This is a genomic window from Catenulispora subtropica (assembly GCF_039531675.1).
GTDB lineage: Bacteria > Actinomycetota > Actinomycetes > Streptomycetales > Catenulisporaceae > Catenulispora > Catenulispora subtropica.
This window is the reverse complement of the sequence record NZ_BAAAQM010000029.1, coordinates 84460-100478: the sequence shown is the minus strand read 5'-3', so window position 1 is coordinate 100478 and position 16019 is coordinate 84460. Positions and strand designations below refer to the sequence as shown.

At 70.0% G+C, this 16019-nt stretch carries 5 protein-coding genes; 1 reads left to right on the top strand and 4 read right to left on the bottom strand.

The window, feature by feature from the left end; genetic code table 11:
- Positions 1–35 precede the first annotated feature (35 nt).
- The 4 genes from ABD466_RS24520 to ABD466_RS24505 are packed head-to-tail and all read right to left on the bottom strand — an operon-like array spanning position 36 to position 8098.
- A complete protein-coding gene (locus tag ABD466_RS24520; protein ID WP_344659502.1) occupies positions 36–2465 on the bottom strand; it encodes a non-ribosomal peptide synthetase in 2430 nt (809 codons plus the stop codon).
- Positions 2466–2490: 25 nt separating this feature from the next.
- Positions 2491–5712, bottom strand: a complete 3222-nt coding sequence (locus ABD466_RS24515) for an AMP-binding protein (RefSeq protein ID WP_344659501.1) — start codon at positions 5710–5712, stop codon at positions 2491–2493.
- Positions 5713–5742: 30 nt separating this feature from the next.
- Complete coding sequence (locus ABD466_RS24510) at positions 5743–6705, bottom strand: fatty acid desaturase family protein (protein ID WP_344659500.1); 963 nt, start codon at positions 6703–6705, stop codon at positions 5743–5745.
- A 55-nt stretch (positions 6706–6760) separates the two neighbouring features.
- Positions 6761–8098, bottom strand: a complete 1338-nt coding sequence (locus tag ABD466_RS24505) for an MFS transporter (protein WP_344659499.1) — start codon at positions 8096–8098, stop codon at positions 6761–6763.
- Between the two features lie 255 nt (positions 8099–8353).
- On the opposite strand from ABD466_RS24505, the gene ABD466_RS24500 reads away from it, so the two are divergent.
- On the top strand, positions 8354–16015 hold the full coding sequence (locus ABD466_RS24500; RefSeq protein ID WP_344659498.1) for a non-ribosomal peptide synthetase: 7662 nt from the start codon (positions 8354–8356) through the stop codon (positions 16013–16015).
- The last annotated feature ends 4 nt before the right edge of the window (positions 16016–16019 follow it).

The window sequence follows — 16019 nt, the reverse complement described above, 5'->3', positions numbered from 1 at the left end:
AACGATCTTGTCGTCGAGTTCTCGGGGGTCTGGTTTCAGGAACGGCGGACCAGCTTGGGACGGACCAGGCGATCCGCGGCACCGGCGGAGTCGGCGACGAAGGTGCGCTCGGCGAGTTCGGCCACGGCCGCGGCAGTCGGGCGGGCGAGGATGTCACTGAGCCCGATCCTGGGATCGATCTCCTCCCGGACCCGGGTCCACAGCCGCATGGCCAGCAGCGAGTGGCCGCCGAGACTGAAGAAGTCATCGTCCATGCCCACCGACCGCAGCCCGAGCACCTGGGCGAACAGCTCGGCGGCCGTGCGTTCGCGGGCGGTGCGGGGTGCGCGGCCGGGGGCGTCGTCCAGGCCTGTCGTCGTCAGGCCGGCCAGCACCGCCCGGTCCACTTTCTGGTTCTGGGTCAGCGGCATCGCGTCGAGTTGCAGATACCGGGTCGGGATCATGTATTCCGGGAGTTCGTGCTGGAGGGCGTCTCTGATCTCACGCGCCTCGACCGCTCGATCGGCGGTGTAGTACGCGCACAGCGCCGTCGGGCCCTCCGGTGTCCGGAACACCTGCGCAATGGTCTCGCGCAGCGCCGGGATTCGCCGCAGGTGCGTCTCGACCTCGCCGAGCTCGACCCGGAAACCGCGGATCTTCACCTGGTGATCCTGTCTTCCGACGTACTCCAGCGTCATTTCCTCTGTCCAGCGCACGATGTCGCCGGTGCGGTAGAGCCGTTCGCCGTGCGGACCGCTGGTTACGAAGGCATGTTCGTCGAGGTCGGGCCGTCCCAGATAGCCGGTGCTCAACCCGGCGCCGCCGACCAGCAGCTCGCCGGGCACGCCGATCGGCTGCGGGTTGCCCTCGGAGTCCAGGACGTACGCCGTGGAGTTGGCGATCGGCCGGCCGATCGGGACCGGTCCGAGGGGCGCCCAGGTCAGGCGGTGGACGGTGGAGAAGGTCGTGTTCTCCGTGGGGCCGTAGATGTTGGAGACCTCGGCGTCCGGGCACGCGGCGATGGCCGCCGCGAAATGCCGGGGAGAGGCCGCCTCGCCGCCCACGAGCAGCTGGCAGCCGTCGAACACCGCCGGCTCCTGTTCGACGAGCCGGTTGAACAGCGCGGTGGTGACGAAAACGGTGTTCACTCCGTGCCGGACGATCGCGGCGGCCAGCCGGGCCGCGTCCAGCAGCGTGTCCTCGGGGACTAGGACCAGGCTCCCGCCGTTCAGCAGCGCCCCCCACACCTCGAAGGTGCAGGCGTCGAAGGCGGCTGATCCGGTCTGCAAGATGGTGGTCCCTGGGCCGAGCCGGACGTAGTCGGCTGCACAGACCAGCCGGGCGATCGCCCCGTGGTCGACCTGCACGCCCTTCGGAGTTCCCGTCGTGCCGGAGGTGTAGATGACGTACGCGAGGTCTCGTGCGCCGCCTACGGGATCGGTCGGCAGCGGCGGTTCCGGCTCGGGGTGGCCGAGTCCGTCCACCAGGACCACCGGGACGTCCGCGTGTATCCCGGGATCGTCCGTGACCAGAGCTTCGGCGCCGCTGTCGAGCAGGACCGCGGACCGTCGGCTCGCGGGCCATGCCGGGTCCAGGGGGACGTACACCGCTCCGAGCTGGAGCACGGCCACCATGACGGCTGGCAAGGCGGGGGTCTTGCCGAGCAGAAAAGCGACCCGGTGGCCACGGCGCACTCCGTGAGTGCGCAGCGCGCCGGCCAGGCGCCGGGCCTGCTCGGCGAGTTCGGCGTACGTCACGTCGCCGCCGTCGTGGCGGATCGCCGTCCGGTCCGGGCCCTGGGTGACCTGGGCCTGGAAGAGTTCATAGACGGTCTGCGCGTCGGGATACGGCCGGGAGGTCTCGTTCACGAGGGCGAGGGCCGCGTGCTCGGCGAGCGTCAGGATATTGATAAAGTCGACTGTGCTCTCCGGCCGTTCGGCCAGGTGGTTCAGCAGGACTCCGAGATGGCCCAGGATCCGGTCGGCGACGTGGGCGTCATGGACGTGCTCGTGGTAGTCGACGTGCAGGAGCGTTCCCTCGCTGTCGCTTTGCAGCCACAGGGCCAGATCGTGTCCATGCTCCGGCGCCGCAGGGCCGTCCAGGACGCACAGCAGGGCCGGCCGTGCCCCACCGGAGCTCTCCGGCTCCGGCAGTACTTCGGGCAGCCGTTCGGCCACCGCTCGCAGGTGCTCTCCGAGCGTCAGGCCGGCCGGCATCAGGGCCGCGAAGCGCGCGCTGTCGGCACCCGGCGGCCAGGCGGCGTGTCGCACGCCGACCTCGAAGCCGGGGCGGTCCGCGTACTTGCGGCCCAGCAGGAGGGCGGCCGCCAGCAGGTCCTTCGGTGACGGTGCGGGACCAGCGGGGCCGGCCATCCTCAGCGAACGCCGGCTCGTCCCGCACGGTCCGGCCAGCCGGCACGCCTGCCCGAACGGCAACGCCGCCGTGATCTCCTCGTGGTCGTCCACGTCCGTACCCACCTTCTCCATCACAGAGTCCTGATCCAGTCGTCGATCACGCGACCACGATAGGGTCGCCCGCAGCCCCGGAGGGGAACCACGAGGGGCACGTCAGCGGCAGTTCCGGTCGATCCGCGGCGTCGGACCGCGCGCCGACGACCGAGCGGAGGGCGTCCTGCATCAGGGCAGCGAAGCGCCCGATCCGTTCCGCGGCGAACAACGACGGGTCGAAGCCGATCCGGACCTCGGCGCCGCTGCCGAGGAGTTGCAGGTTCACGTGGAGCGGGAACGTCGTCCGCCCGGTGTGCCACCGGTCGCGCATCGGGAGCCCCGACAGATCGCGTATCTCGTCCAGTGCGTGGAAATTCATGAAATTGAAGACCACGTCGAAGGCCGGACGGCCCAGCAGTTGAACGATCCTGGCCTGCGGGAAGGCCTGATGGGGGACGCCCGCACGTTCCGCGGCGGCAACGGCGCCGACAAGCCCGGCCCAGGTCTCCGGCAGTTCGGCGACACGCAACGGCAGGGCATTGACGAACAGCCCGACGGCAAGATCGGCTCCCGGACGGACCGGGCGGGTGTGGAAGCCCAGGCCGGTCACCAGATCGTGCTCGCGTCCAGTCCACTGCGCCAGGGCTTTCACATGGGCCGCCAGCGCTACGGATTTCAGGGGCGCTCCGAGCCGCCGAGCCGTCGCGGACAGCCCTTCGACCTGTGCGGCGTCGAGCTCGAAGGCCAGCGTGCCGCTCGGATTCGGCACGTCCGTCCGCCGGCCGGGCAGCAGCGCGGGCGCGTCGGCCTGGTTCAGCCAGTGCGCCCGGGCCTGTGGGTCCGCCGCGGCGGACCGCTCGGCCCGCACGAATTCGTGCCACACGGTGGCCGGCGGCTCGGGCAGGTCCGGTGAATCCAGTCCCAGCGCCGAGTGGTAGAGGACCATCAGGTCCACCGCCAGCCGGCTCAGGCTCCAGCCGTCGGCGATCGCGTGGTGGACCGCCAGGACGATCCGGAACGATCCGGGCAGCACTGTCACGTGGCACCGCAACAGCCGGGGGGAGCCGAGCTCGAACGGCAGCCCGGCGCGGCGCCCCAGCCAGTCGTCCTGCAGCAGGTCGGCCTGCTCGGGGTCGGCCGCGTGGTCGACGGTCAGCGGCGGCTCGGCGTCCCGCCACAGCAGCTGCGTGGGCTCGGTGAACGTGGTGACATCGAACGCGGCGCGCAGCGCCGGGTGGCGGCGGGCGAGGCCGCTGAGTGCGGTGCGGAAACAGCCCTCGTCGAACGGCGCGTCCACCTCCCAGCCGTCGGCGAGGTGGTAGGCCATCGGGACGGCTCCGGTCGCGGCGAGGAAGACCATTGCGGCCTGGAGCGACGAGGCAGGAAGTGCGTCCTCGACACCGGCCGGGACGAGATCTCGTTCCGGGGGGTACAGAAGGGCGAAGGGGGAGTCAGCCATCGGCTCGGCGTTCTGGTCGTCCCCGGCCGGATTCTCGGCGGCCGCCGCGGACGCGAGCTGCGCGACGATCGCGTTGACCGTCTCATGCGCCAGCAGTGTGCCCAACGACAGGGGCAGGCCCTGGCTCCGGGCCTCGACGACTACGCGCACCGCGATAAGGGAGTCGCCGCCGAAGGCGTAGAAACCGTCGTCGGGGCCTAGGCCCGGCGCGGCCAACTGGGTTCGGAAGATCTGCAACAGGGCGGCCGCCGCGTCTCGGTGTGCCGACTCAGGAGCATCGCCGTCGGAGGTTTGCGGGCTTGCCGGAGGTGGTGTCGGCAGCGGAGCCGCCTTCTGGGAGGCCGCCTCGGACGCCCATGTGCGGCACTGTCTGCGGTCGGCCTTGCCATGCGAGTTGAGCGGGATCGCGTCGACCTGGAGGAACCGTTGCGGTACGAAATGCGACGGGACGCTCGCGCGGAACGTGTCCAGCCCGCTGAGCGGACCGGCGTGCACTGCGACCAGGTACTGGTGTCCGTCCGCGTCCGCGACGGCCACGACGATCACCTCGACCAGGCTGGTGTGCGCTCGCAGAGCGGCCTCCACCTCCTCCGGCTCCAGCCGGCGGCCCTGGATCTTGACCTGGTTGTCGAGCCTGCCCTGGTGGACCAGTTCGCCGGCCTCCACGGTCACCCGGTCGCCGGTGCAGTACCAGGCGTCCGGGCCGGGGCGGCCCTCGTTCTCTCCGGCGCGATCCCGCGCGAAACGTCCGGCATCGTCGGCCGGGTCCAGGTAACCGGAGAACCGCTGCGGCCCTCGGACCTGGAGTTCCCCCTCGTCCGATATCCGGTGGTCGAGGTGCGGCAGGATCCGGCCGATCGGAACACTGCCGTTGCTGCTGTTCGGCCAGTTCGCGCGTTCAGCCGGCAACCGGTAGGCGGTCACCGTGATGGTCAGCTCGGTCGGACCGTAGAGGTTCTCCACGAGGCTGGCCGGTGCCGCGTCGGCCCATGCCCTGGCCTGTTCGAGGGAGAACCGCTCCCCGGCGAACAGACTCCAGCGCACCGTGGGCATCGATCCGGTCGGCAACCCTCCGGCCCGCGCGGCCATCGAGATGATCGACGGCACGGAGTACCAGTGCGTGATCCCCCGCTTTCTGACGAAGGCGACCGGGTCCAGCAGCTCCGCGCGGGAGGCGACGACGAGCGTGGCTCCGCCGCCCCAGGCGACGAACATGTCGAAGACCGAAGGGTCGAAGGTCAGGTCGAAGGTCTGGGAGAGCCGGCAGCCGGGGACGACTTCGTAGCGGCCGATGTTGTGGCGGAGGAAGGCGTCGAGGTTGCGGTGCCGGATCGGCACACCCTTCGGCGTCCCCGTCGATCCCGACGTGAACAGAATGTAGGCCACGTCGTCCGGATCGGTGCGGCGGGCTGGCTCGGTGTCGGCCGGGTCCATGGCATCTGCGAACAAGTCACGCCGGTTCAGCAGGACCGTCGGCACACCGAGCTCCGCCACCGCAGCCTGGTCCAGGCTCCGGTCAGCGACGATCAGATCCAGGCCCGCGGCGGCAGCGACCCGGCGGTTGTGGTCCGCCGGGTGCGCGGCGTTGAGCGGCACCACCGTGCCGCCCGCGCGCAGTATGCCGAGATAGGCCGCGTAGTCGACCGGACTGCGCGATGCCAGCAGCCCGACCTTCGGTCGTGCCGGACCGAGGTCGTGAGCCACTCGCGCGGCCGCGTCGCGCAGCCCGGAATAGGTGACCGTACGGTCGTCGGTGATCAGCGCGATCTGTTCGGGATGCTGGCGGGCGCTCTCCGCGAACCATTCATACAGGGTCTTGACGGCCATCCGAGGGCCTCCTTCCGGAACCGGAATCCCTCATCGGGACCGAGACGGGGCCTGGGCGAAGGCCTGGGAGAGTTCTGTGAGCACATCCGGGCGCGTGCCTTGCGGCGCGCGCAGGGAGCGGATGAAGTCCCGATACGTCCGGTGGTAGTAGTGGTGCCGGCCCTTGAGCCTGCCGTGCAGCTCGCCGAGCTGATGGATCGGGAGGCTGGGCATCAGGTGGTGCTCGACGTGGAAGTTGTTGCCGTTCGTGAACCACGCGGCCAGCCGGTTCGACCGGATGGTCCGGGTGTTCTGGAACACGTCGGTGGTGAGAGTTTGGCACCGGTAGTGTTCCGGGAACTCGATCGCGGCGTGGACCGGGCCAGCCACCGCCAATGGCGCTAGCCAGATCCACAGGGCGAGCCGGCTGCCGGTGACCAGGGTCGCCGCCACAACGGTGACGATCAGCGCGATCATGATCGCGTAGTCCCGGCGGATCCCGCGCATCGCGGTCGGCTTCTCCTCAGAAAGTGTTCGTCCGGCGGCCAGTTTCCCGGCCGTCCAGAAGAACCCGAGGAAGTGCGAGACCATCGAGAACCGGTAGACCCACAGCAGCGTCCGGTGGAATCTGTTGCCGGTACCGGCGCCGTACTGGTCTCCGTAGTCGAAGAACTCCTTATTCTGTGGCGTCCCCAACAGCCGGTGGTGTCGCATATGTGAGGCCTGATAAGCAGCGAACGATGTCAGCAGCGGAAGTCCCAACAGGATGCCGGCCACCGTGTTGGCCCGCATGGTCCGGAACCCGATCCCGTGCAGGGCCTCGTGCTGCAGTTCCACGGCGTGGGCGTACATCAGTCCGCACAGCACGATCCCCGCGGCCGTGCTCCAGGGCGAACCGACGGTGATGAGGCCGACGCCACCGGCTGTCAGGACAGCCAGGATCGCGAGTTTGACGGCGAAGCGGCGTCCATCCGCACGGCGCACCAGGCCGACTTCACGCCGGATGTCCTCCATGGTTGTTCCTTTCTCAAGGGCGCGGATCTCCGGCCGGAGCGGCGGCGCCGCCCGATCACGTCGCCGACGGCGCCGCTTCGGGAATGTCGCGCATGCCGCGCAGCGGAGAGAAGATGACGAACAGCGACACCGCCCACGCGCCGAGCACGCAGACCAGCACCGTCGTCCGCAGACCGAGCGCCGTGCCGAGCGCGCCGCCGAACAGCGAGCCGAGCGGGAGGCTGCCGTAAGCCAGCCACAGGTAGGCGGAGTTGACCCGGTTCAGCAGGCGTGGCGGGCAGACGGTCTGGCGGTAGGAGATGGCTGAGGCGTTGAAGAAGGTCACCGCTGCCGCGTAGGCGGCCGTGCCGACGGCGTACAGGGCGACACCCCAGCCCGGCCGCGCCAGCGGCATCAGCAGGTAGAAGGGGCCGGGGACCGCCATCGACAGCCAGATGATCCGGGCGCTGCCGACCCGCCGCGACACTCGCGCGGCGAGACCGCCGGCGACAAGGCCGCCGACCGCGCCGCCGGTGAACGTCAGCCCGATCGCCACCGGAGCCGCGTGCAGCGTCCGGGCCAGATAGGCGACTCCGATGGCCGAGACAGCGATCACGAAGAAGTTGGAGAGGCTGGTGCAGATCAGAAGAGCGCGCAGGACCCGTTCGTGCAGGACGTAGGCGAGCCCGCTCTTGATCGAGGCACGAACCGTCTCGGGCTCGTCGTCGGCCGTCTGGGTCGCACCCGTGCTACTGGCCGCGTCGGGCTCATCGCTGGGCGCGGTTGTGCCTGCCGGTTGCGCGGGTTCCCGGATCATGCGGAGTGCCAGAGCGCTGATCGCGTAGGTGGTCACATTGCCATAGAGGGCGCGGGACGCGCCGACCACACCGGCCAGCAAGCCGCCGATGGACGGGCCGATCATCTCGGCCAGGGACTCGCTCATCCCCAGCTTGCCGTTGCCGTCCACTAACTGGCTGCCCGAGATCAGCTTCGGCAGCTGGCTGCGGTAGGCCACGGTGAACAGAACCGTCAGGAACCCGGTCGCTGTGACTACCGCATACATCGACCACAGGTCGAGCAGGCCCGCCAGGCTCAGCACCGGGAGGCTGGTCAGCAGCACCAGCCGGGTCAGATCGCAGCAGATCATGATTCTGCGCTGGTCCCACCGGTCCGCCAGCACGCCGGCGGGCAACGAGAACACGAGGAAGGGCAGCCAGCCGAAGAACGTCAGCAACGAGACGTCGAACGTGCTCGCGCGCAGCTCCCGCAGCGCGATCAGCGGCAGGGCGACCAGGGTGATCTGCGGTCCCACCGCTCCGGCCGTCTGACCGGACCAAAGCAGCAGGAAGTCGCGGTTGCGCCACAGCGAGCGTGGCGCCCGAGACTTGTCTTCGACGAGCGTTGCCTGTGACATCGGCCCTAACGTTCCTTTCCCAGCCGCGAGTCTTCCGCCCAATGGAAGAGCCACCCCGCGTGCTCACTGTGCCAGTGGGCCGGACCGGGAAAGCCCGGCGTCGGCGAATGTGCCGCCGATGTGCTTGCCGGTGCCGCGGACCGAGCTTCGGCGTCAACACCTGCCGTGCAGCTTGTTGCCGGGGTCCGGTGATTGTGCGGTCGGCGGGTGGTGACCGAGCCTGCTAGCACACCGTCCGCTGACGTTCGGCCGGCGATGCCGGTCCGACCCGCCGCGATCAGGAGCGAACCCGTGACCGAACTGTCCTATGCCCAGCGCCGGCTGTGGTTCCTCGACCAGGCAGAGGGCCCGTCCGGTGCCTACAACGTCCCCGTGGCACTCAGAGTCAGCGGTCCTGTGGACCCTGAAGCCCTTCGGGCAGCGTTGCGGGATGTCGTGGTCCGGCACGAACCGCTGAGGTCGTTTTTTCCGGGGCGAGCTGGCGAGCCCGAGCGGTCCGTTCTCGCTCCCGAGGACTGTGCGCCCGAGCTGACGGTAACTGACTTGGCCGAGGCCGATCTCGCCGCAATGCTCATGACAGAGCAGGCCCGGCCCTTCGACCTGTCGATCGATCTCCCGATGCGCGCGAAGCTCTTCCGGATCGCTGCCGACGAGTATGTTCTGTCGCTGGTGATTCACCACATCGCCACCGACGCCTGGTCCGATCAGCCGCTGCTGCGCGATCTGTCCGAGGCGTACGCCCAGCGGCTTCGCGGCGAGGAGCCAGAATTCCGGCCACTGGCAGTCGATTACACGGACTACGCGCTGTGGCAGCGCGACCTCCTCGGCGACCCGGACGACGCGGCCAGCCTGGCGGCCCGGCAGCTCGGATACTGGCGCACGACCCTCGCGGACCTGCCCGAGGAACTGGAGTTGGGCCGCGATCGGCCGCGTCAGGGGGAGTCCGGCCATCACCGGGCCGGCACCGTCCGCTTCCGGATCGGTGCGTCCGTCCATACCGCGCTCGCGGAGCGCGCCCGATCGGTCGGCGCCTCGACGTTCATGGCGGTGCAGGCCGCGTTGGCCGCCGTTCTGTCCCGGCTGGGCGCCGGCGAGGACATCGTCCTGGGCACAGTGGTCACCGGACGGTCCGACGAGGCACTGGAAGACCTCGTCGGCTTCTTCGTGAACACGCTGCCGCTGCGGACCGACGTGTCCGGCGACCCGCGGTTCACCGAACTGGTGAAGCGGGTCCGGGCGGCGGACCTCGGGGCGTTCGGCCACCAAGACGTGCCTTTCGACATGGTGGTCGAGGCGGTGAACCCGCCGCGCTCGCCGGGGCGCCATCCGCTGTTCCAGGTGATGTTCGGCTGGCAGCCCGATACCGTGGCCGGGGCGGACGGAGCGTTTCCCGGATTGCGGACCGAGACCGTCGCCGTGAACGGGGCGGTGGCCAAGTTCGACCTCACCTTCGGGGTGACCGAGCTGTCCGGGAACGCGGGTCTGCGCGGCGCGATTGAGTACGACACGGAGCTCTTCGACCGCGAGACGGTGGAAACGCTCGCCGCCCGGCTCGTCCGCTTCCTGGAAGCCGTGGCCGCCCAGCCGGACCTTCGCGTCCGCGACGTTGACCTGCTCGGCGAACGGGAGCGCGCGCTGGTGCTGCGGGACTGGCAGGGTGTGGAGAAGGCGCTTGAGGCCGAGGGCCTGCCGGGCATGTTCACCGATCAGGTGGGGCGCACCCCGGCCACCATCGCTGTCGAGGCCTCCGACGCGGTATGGAGCTACGCGGACCTCAACGAACGGGCGAACCGCCTCGCGCACCTGCTACTTGCCCGCGGCGCCGGTCCTGAGTGCCGGGTCGCGGTCATGGTGCCGCGTTCCGCAGCCCTGGTCTCGGTCATGCTGGGCGTCTTCAAGGCTGGTGCGGTGTATCTGCCCATTGACTCGGAGTACCCGGCGGACCGGGTCGCCTACATCCTCGCGGACGCCCAGCCCTCGCTCGTGGTGACCGTCGAGGACTTCGTGGACCGTTTTCCGGGCTACGAGACCATTGTGCTGGACCGCGCCGACACGATCGGGGATCTGGAGCGCCGCCCTGTCTCCGACCCGGCCGTCGCCGACCTGTCCGCATCCCTGACCCCGGACTCTCCGGCCTACATCATCTACACTTCGGGTTCGACCGGCCGGCCCAAGGGCGTGCTGGTGACGGCGCTGGTCCTGATGAACCTGCTCTCCTGGCAGGCCGCGGAGATCCCCGCCAAGCCCGGCGCGCGGGTGTCGCAGTTCAGCGCGATCAGTTTCGACGCCTACGAGCAGGAGATCCTTTCCGCGCTCTTCACTGGACGCACCGTCGTTGTCCCGCCCGAAGATGTGCGCCGCGATCCCGCCGCGTTGGCCCTGTGGCTGGACCGGCAGGGCATCACCGAGTTCTTCGCGCCGGACCTGGTGGTCCGGGCCGTGTACCAGGCCGCGCGCGAGCAGGACGTCGCACTGGACCGGCTCGAGGCCGTCATGCAGGGTGGCGAACCGCTGCACCTGACCGACGACGTGCGCGAGTTCCACCGCAGGCGGCCGAAGGTCGTCCTGCACAACCACTACGGCCCTTCGGAGACACACGTCATCACCGGCCTCACGCTTCCACGGGACCGGGAACGTTGGCCGGCCGTGGCACCGATCGGGCATCCCCTGTGGAACTGCCAAACCTATGTGCTGGACACCGAACTACGTCCGGTCCCGGTCGGCGTAACCGGCGAACTCTACCTCGCCGGGGCCAACCTGGCACGCGGATATCTCGGCCGGCCCGGGCTCACCGCGCAGCGCTTCGTCGCCAACCCGTTCGGTGGGCCTGGTAACCGCATGTACCGGACCGGCGATTTGGTGAAGTGGGATCGTCAGGGCCGCCTCGTCTTCGCCGGACGGGTGGACGACCAGGTCAAGATCCGCGGCGTGCGGGTCGAGCCGGGAGAGATCGACGCGGTCCTGTGCCGCCACCCCGCCGTCGCCAAGGCGGCGACTCTGGTCCGCGAGGACCTCCCGGGCGACCGCCGGCTGGTCTCCTACGTGGTCCCCGCCGGAACCGAACGTCCCCAACCGGCGGAACTGCGTGCCCACGTCGCCGCAATCCTGCCGCCGGCGATCGTCCCATCCGCCTTCGTCGTGCTTGACGTCCTGCCGCTGAACTCGAACGGCAAGCTGCACCGCCAAGCCTTGCCCGCCCCCGAGTACGAGACGGCCGCCGGGAGCCAGCACCCTGCCACCCCGATAGAAATCGGGCTGTGCCGACTGTTCGCCGAGGTCTTGGGCGTCTCGCGGGTCGGAGTCGACGACTCCTTCTTCGAGCTTGGCGGGCATTCGTTGCTGGCGGCGACGTTGGCCGCACGGGTGCGCGCCGAATACGGGGTCGAATTCGGGGTGCGGTCGGTCTTCGAGGTGCCGACGCCGAGCGCCATGGCAGCCCGCCTCGGGACCATCCCGGCCGCGAAGGACGCAGGCAGGCCACTGGGTCCCGTCGAGCGTCCGTCGCGGATCCCGCTGTCATCCGCCCAGCGCCGATTGTGGTTCATCGAGCAGTTGGAGGGGCCCAGTCCTCTCTACAACCTGCCGCTTGTTCTGGAGCTGATCGGACCGGTCGATGCCCCTGCGCTGCGGGACGCGGTGGGCGACCTCATGATGCGGCACGAGAGCCTGCGTACTGTGTTCGAGAGCGCGGAAGGGGAGCCCTACCAGCGGATTCTGCCCGCGAGCGGCGTGCGGCCGGACTTCCACGTCCAGTCGGTCGACAGCTCGCAGCTCAGGGCCGGGATCACAAGAGCTTGCGAGTATGTCTTCGACATCTCCACGCGGCCTCCGCTCCGGGCCGAACTGCTGTCGGCCGGCCCGCGCGAGCATGTCCTCGTCCTGCTAGTCCACCATATCGTGGCTGACGGGTCCTCCTTCGGACCGCTGTCCCGTGATCTGGCCCGGGCGTACAGCGCCCGGACACGGGGCGAAAGCCCTGATTGGGCGCCGCTGCCCCTTCAATACGCGGACTACACGCTGTGGCAACACGAACGACTGGGCGCCGAGGACGATCCTGACAGTGTTCTGGCAGCCCAGTCCACGTACTGGCGCCGGATGTTGAACGGACTGCCCGAAGAACTGACGCTGCCCGCCGACAGGCCGCGTCCGGCGGTGGCTGGGCACCGTGGCGACGTGGTCCTGTTCGACGTCGGCGCCGTTACTCGCGAGCGGGTCGAGGAGCTGGCCCGCGCCCAGGACGCGACCGTGTTCATGGTGCTCCAGGCCGCCCTGGCGGTGCTCCTGAACCGGCTCGGCGCCGGGAGCGACATTCCCGTCGGCACGGCCGTGGCCGGACGCGCGGAACCTGCGATGGAGAACCTCATCGGTTTCTTCGTCAACACCCTGGTTCTGCGCACCGACACCTCGGGCGAGGTGACGTTCGGCGAACTGGTCGCCCGGGTCCGCGAGGCGGACCTGGCCGCCTTCCACCACCAAGATCTGCCGTTCGAGCGTCTGGTGGAACTTCTCAATCCGGCGCGCTCGCGCGGGCGGCACCCGCTGTTCCAAGTGATGCTGCTGTACCGCAACACCGCCGATCCGGAGTACGCGATGACGGGCCTGACCGTTCGCGAGGTCGCCGACGTGGGAGAGGGCACCGCGAAGTTCGATCTGCTCTTCGGCTTCGAGCCCGATCCGGAGACTGGAGGGCTGCGTGGCGCGTTGGAGTTCGCTGCGGACCTCTTCGACCGTTCGACGGCGCAGGCCATCGCCGACCGGCTCGGTGCGCTGCTCACGGTGCTGGCGGCCGAGCCCGGTACGCCGGTGTCCGAGGTGGACGTGCTGCGGCCCGACGAGCGTGCGGAACTGCCACGGCTCGAGAATGGGCCGGTCCGCGAGCTGAGCGCCCACACTTGGCCGGAGATGTTTGCCGCCCAAGTTCGGCGTACTCCGCACCAGCCTGCCGTCGAGTACGGCGACGAGATGCTGAGCTACCAAGAACTCGCCGACCGCGCCAACCGGCTGGCCCGCTTGTTGGTGGAACAGGGCGTCGGACCGGACCGGATCGTCGCCGTCGCCTTGCCGAAGTCGGTCGACCTGATCGTGGGGATTGTCGCGACGCTCGTCGCGGGTTCAGCATATCTGCCGTTGGACGTGGCCTATCCCCCGGAGCGGCTGGCCTACATGCTCCAGGACGCGGACCCGGTGCTCGTGCTTACGGACCGGCAGCAGGCAGATCGGCTTCCCGTCGGCAGCGGCCCGCGGCTGCTGATCGACGAAGCCCTGACGAGCCGGTACTCGCCGAAACCCGTAGGCGACCAGGACCGGACGTCTCCGCTGACGCCGGAGCATCTGGCCTACGTGATCTACACCTCGGGATCGACGGGTCGGCCGAAGGGCGTCGCGATGCGCGGCGGGGCGTTGGCCAACCTGGTGGCTTGGCACGCACAGGCGGTGCCCCCCGGGCCGGGAAGCCGGGTCGCACAGTTCACCGCGATCAGTTTCGACGTTTCGGTCCAGGAGATCCTCGGGACGCTGGCGATCGGCGCCTGTCTGGTGGTCCCTCCGGAGGAGGTCAGGCGCGAACCCGCACGGTTGGCGCAGTGGCTGCGGGACCGCCGCGTCAGTGAGCTCTTCGCCCCCGACCTGGTGATCGACGCGATCTACGAAGCTGCGGCCGAGGCCGGCCTGGACCTCGCGGAGCTGGCCGATGTGGCCCAGGCCGGTGAGGCCCTGATGCTCTCCGAGCGCCTCGCGCGGTTCCACGGGCAGCCCGGGCACCGCCTGCACAACCACTATGGTCCGACCGAAGCGCATGTGGTGACGGCATACTCGGTGCCAGCCGACCCCGGGGACTGGCCGCCTGCCGCGCCGATCGGCCGGCCCGTCTGGAACACAGGCGCCTACGTGCTTGACGACCGTCTGCGGCAGGTTCCGGCCGGGGTCGTCGGCGAGCTTTACATCTCCGGTGCCGGGCTCGCCCGTGGTTATCTGCGCCGTCCGGGACTGACCGCGCATCGGTTCGTCGCGTGTCCTTTCGGGGCGCCCGGGGAGCGCATGTACCGGACGGGCGACCTCGTGATCCGGCGCGCCGACGGCGAACTTGTTTTCCGTGGCCGGGTTGACGACCAGGTCAAGATCCGAGGGCTGCGGGTCGAGCTGGGCGAGGTGCGCGCGGCCGTCGACACGGCCGCGGGCGTGGCGCAGTCGGCGGTGATCGTGCGCGAGGACCCCGCCGGCGGTAAGCAGATCGTGGCCTACGTGGTCGCGGAGCCGGGGGCCGAGCCGGACCAGGACAGCGTGCGCCGCCATGTCGCGGGCGTGCTGCCGCAGCACATGGTCCCCACGGCGGTCGTGGCGCTGGAAGCGCTGCCCCGCACGGTCAACGGCAAACTCGACCGCGCGGCTCTGCCCGAGCCGCAGCCGCGCGTCGGCGGCGTGGACCGCGAACTGTCGGACCTGGAACGGGTCCTGAGCGAGATCTTCAGCCAGACGCTGGGGCTGGAACATGTGGGGCCCGATGACGGCTTCTTCGACCTGGGCGGCCACTCACTACTTGCGGCCCGGCTGGTATGGCGGATCGGCGAGCGGCTCGGCACCCGGCCTGCACTGAGCGCCGTGTTCGAACACGACTCGGTCGCCGCCTTGGCCGCGCACCTGGCCGCGGGCGGGGAGACCGCCGGGACCGCCGAACCGTCGGGAGCGGACCTGCTGGCCGACGCAGTCCTCGACCCCGGCATCGTTCCGTCCGGCGGCCTCGTCGGCCGGACCGAGCGGCCCTCCGCAGTCCTTCTCACGGGGGCAACCGGCTTCGTCGGCGCGTTCATTCTGCGCGAGACCCTGGAACAGACCGATGCCGTCGTCCACTGCCTGGTGCGGGCTGGCGACGCCGAGGCGGGTTTCGCCAGGATCCGGTCGGCCATGCGGCAATACGGGTGCTGGGATGACCGGTGGACGAACCGCGTCGTCGCGGTCCCTGGCGATCTCGCGGCCCGGCGCTTCGGGCTGACGGAGCTGGAGTTCGACGACCTCGGCGCCCGGATCGACGTGATCTTCCACAACGGCGCCCGGGTCAACCACGCCGAGCCCTACGCGCTGCTCAAGCCAGCCAACGTGGTCGGGACCGCGGAGGTCCTACGGCTGGCGGCCCGGAGCCGAGTCAAGCCGGTGCACTACGTTTCGACTGTCGGCGTCCTGGCCGCCCGCGACGGGGATCCGGACGTCTTGCCCGAGGGCTGGGTCAGCGACCCGGATCTGCTCGGCCACAGCGCCTACGCGCAGAGCAAGTGGGTCGCGGAGTCGCTAATCCGGCAGGCGTCGGAGCGTGGCATCCCTACGGCGACGTACCGGTTGTCCCGGGTCGTCGGCGACTCCCGGTCGGGCGCTGTCAGCACCCACGATGCGCTCTGGCACTATGTCCGGGCCTGCGTGGCGATCGGCGCTCGTCCGGAATGGGAGACCTCAGACGCCGACCTGGACAACATGGCGCCGGTCGACGTCGTGGCCCGGGCTTTCGTGCATCTGGCGGTGCAGTGCGGCGCCACCGGCCGGGTCGTCAACCTCACCGGTCCGCAGTCGGCCCGCTGGGACGACGTGCTCGACTACGTCGAGAGCGCGGGCTATCGGCTTGAACCGATGCCCGCCGGACGGTGGAACCAGCGCGTCGAACTGGCCGCGCGGGCGGGCGGACCGGATGGTGTCGCGTCGCTGACGGCCGTGGCCGTACTCAGCGAAGGGCACGGCGACAGCCAGGGGCGCCTGCCCACCGACTACGCGCGCGACGGCCTCGTCGCCGGCCTGGCCGGCAGCGGCGTCCGGTTCCCGGTCGTCGACGAGGCGTCGGTCCGCCGGAGTGTGGAGTGGCTGGCCGGAACCGGGTTCCTGCCGCCCGCGGTCCTGGCCGCCCCGGTGGTCGCCGGGGTGGAGGCAGGGCGATGACTGC

Bases quoted from the DNA above. Each gene is read 5' to 3' on its own strand.
- ABD466_RS24505 (WP_344659499.1), bottom strand. From the start codon at position 8,098: ATGTCACAGGCAACGCTCGTCGAAGACAAGTCTCGGGCGCCACGCTCG.
- ABD466_RS24510 (WP_344659500.1), bottom strand. From the start codon at position 6,705: ATGGAGGACATCCGGCGTGAAGTCGGCCTGGTGCGCCGTGCGGATGGA.
- ABD466_RS24515 (WP_344659501.1), bottom strand. From the start codon at position 5,712: ATGGCCGTCAAGACCCTGTATGAATGGTTCGCGGAGAGCGCCCGCCAG.
- ABD466_RS24500 (WP_344659498.1), top strand. From the start codon at position 8,354: ATGCCGGTCCGACCCGCCGCGATCAGGAGCGAACCCGTGACCGAACTG.
- ABD466_RS24520 (WP_344659502.1), bottom strand. From the start codon at position 2,465: ATGGAGAAGGTGGGTACGGACGTGGACGACCACGAGGAGATCACGGCG.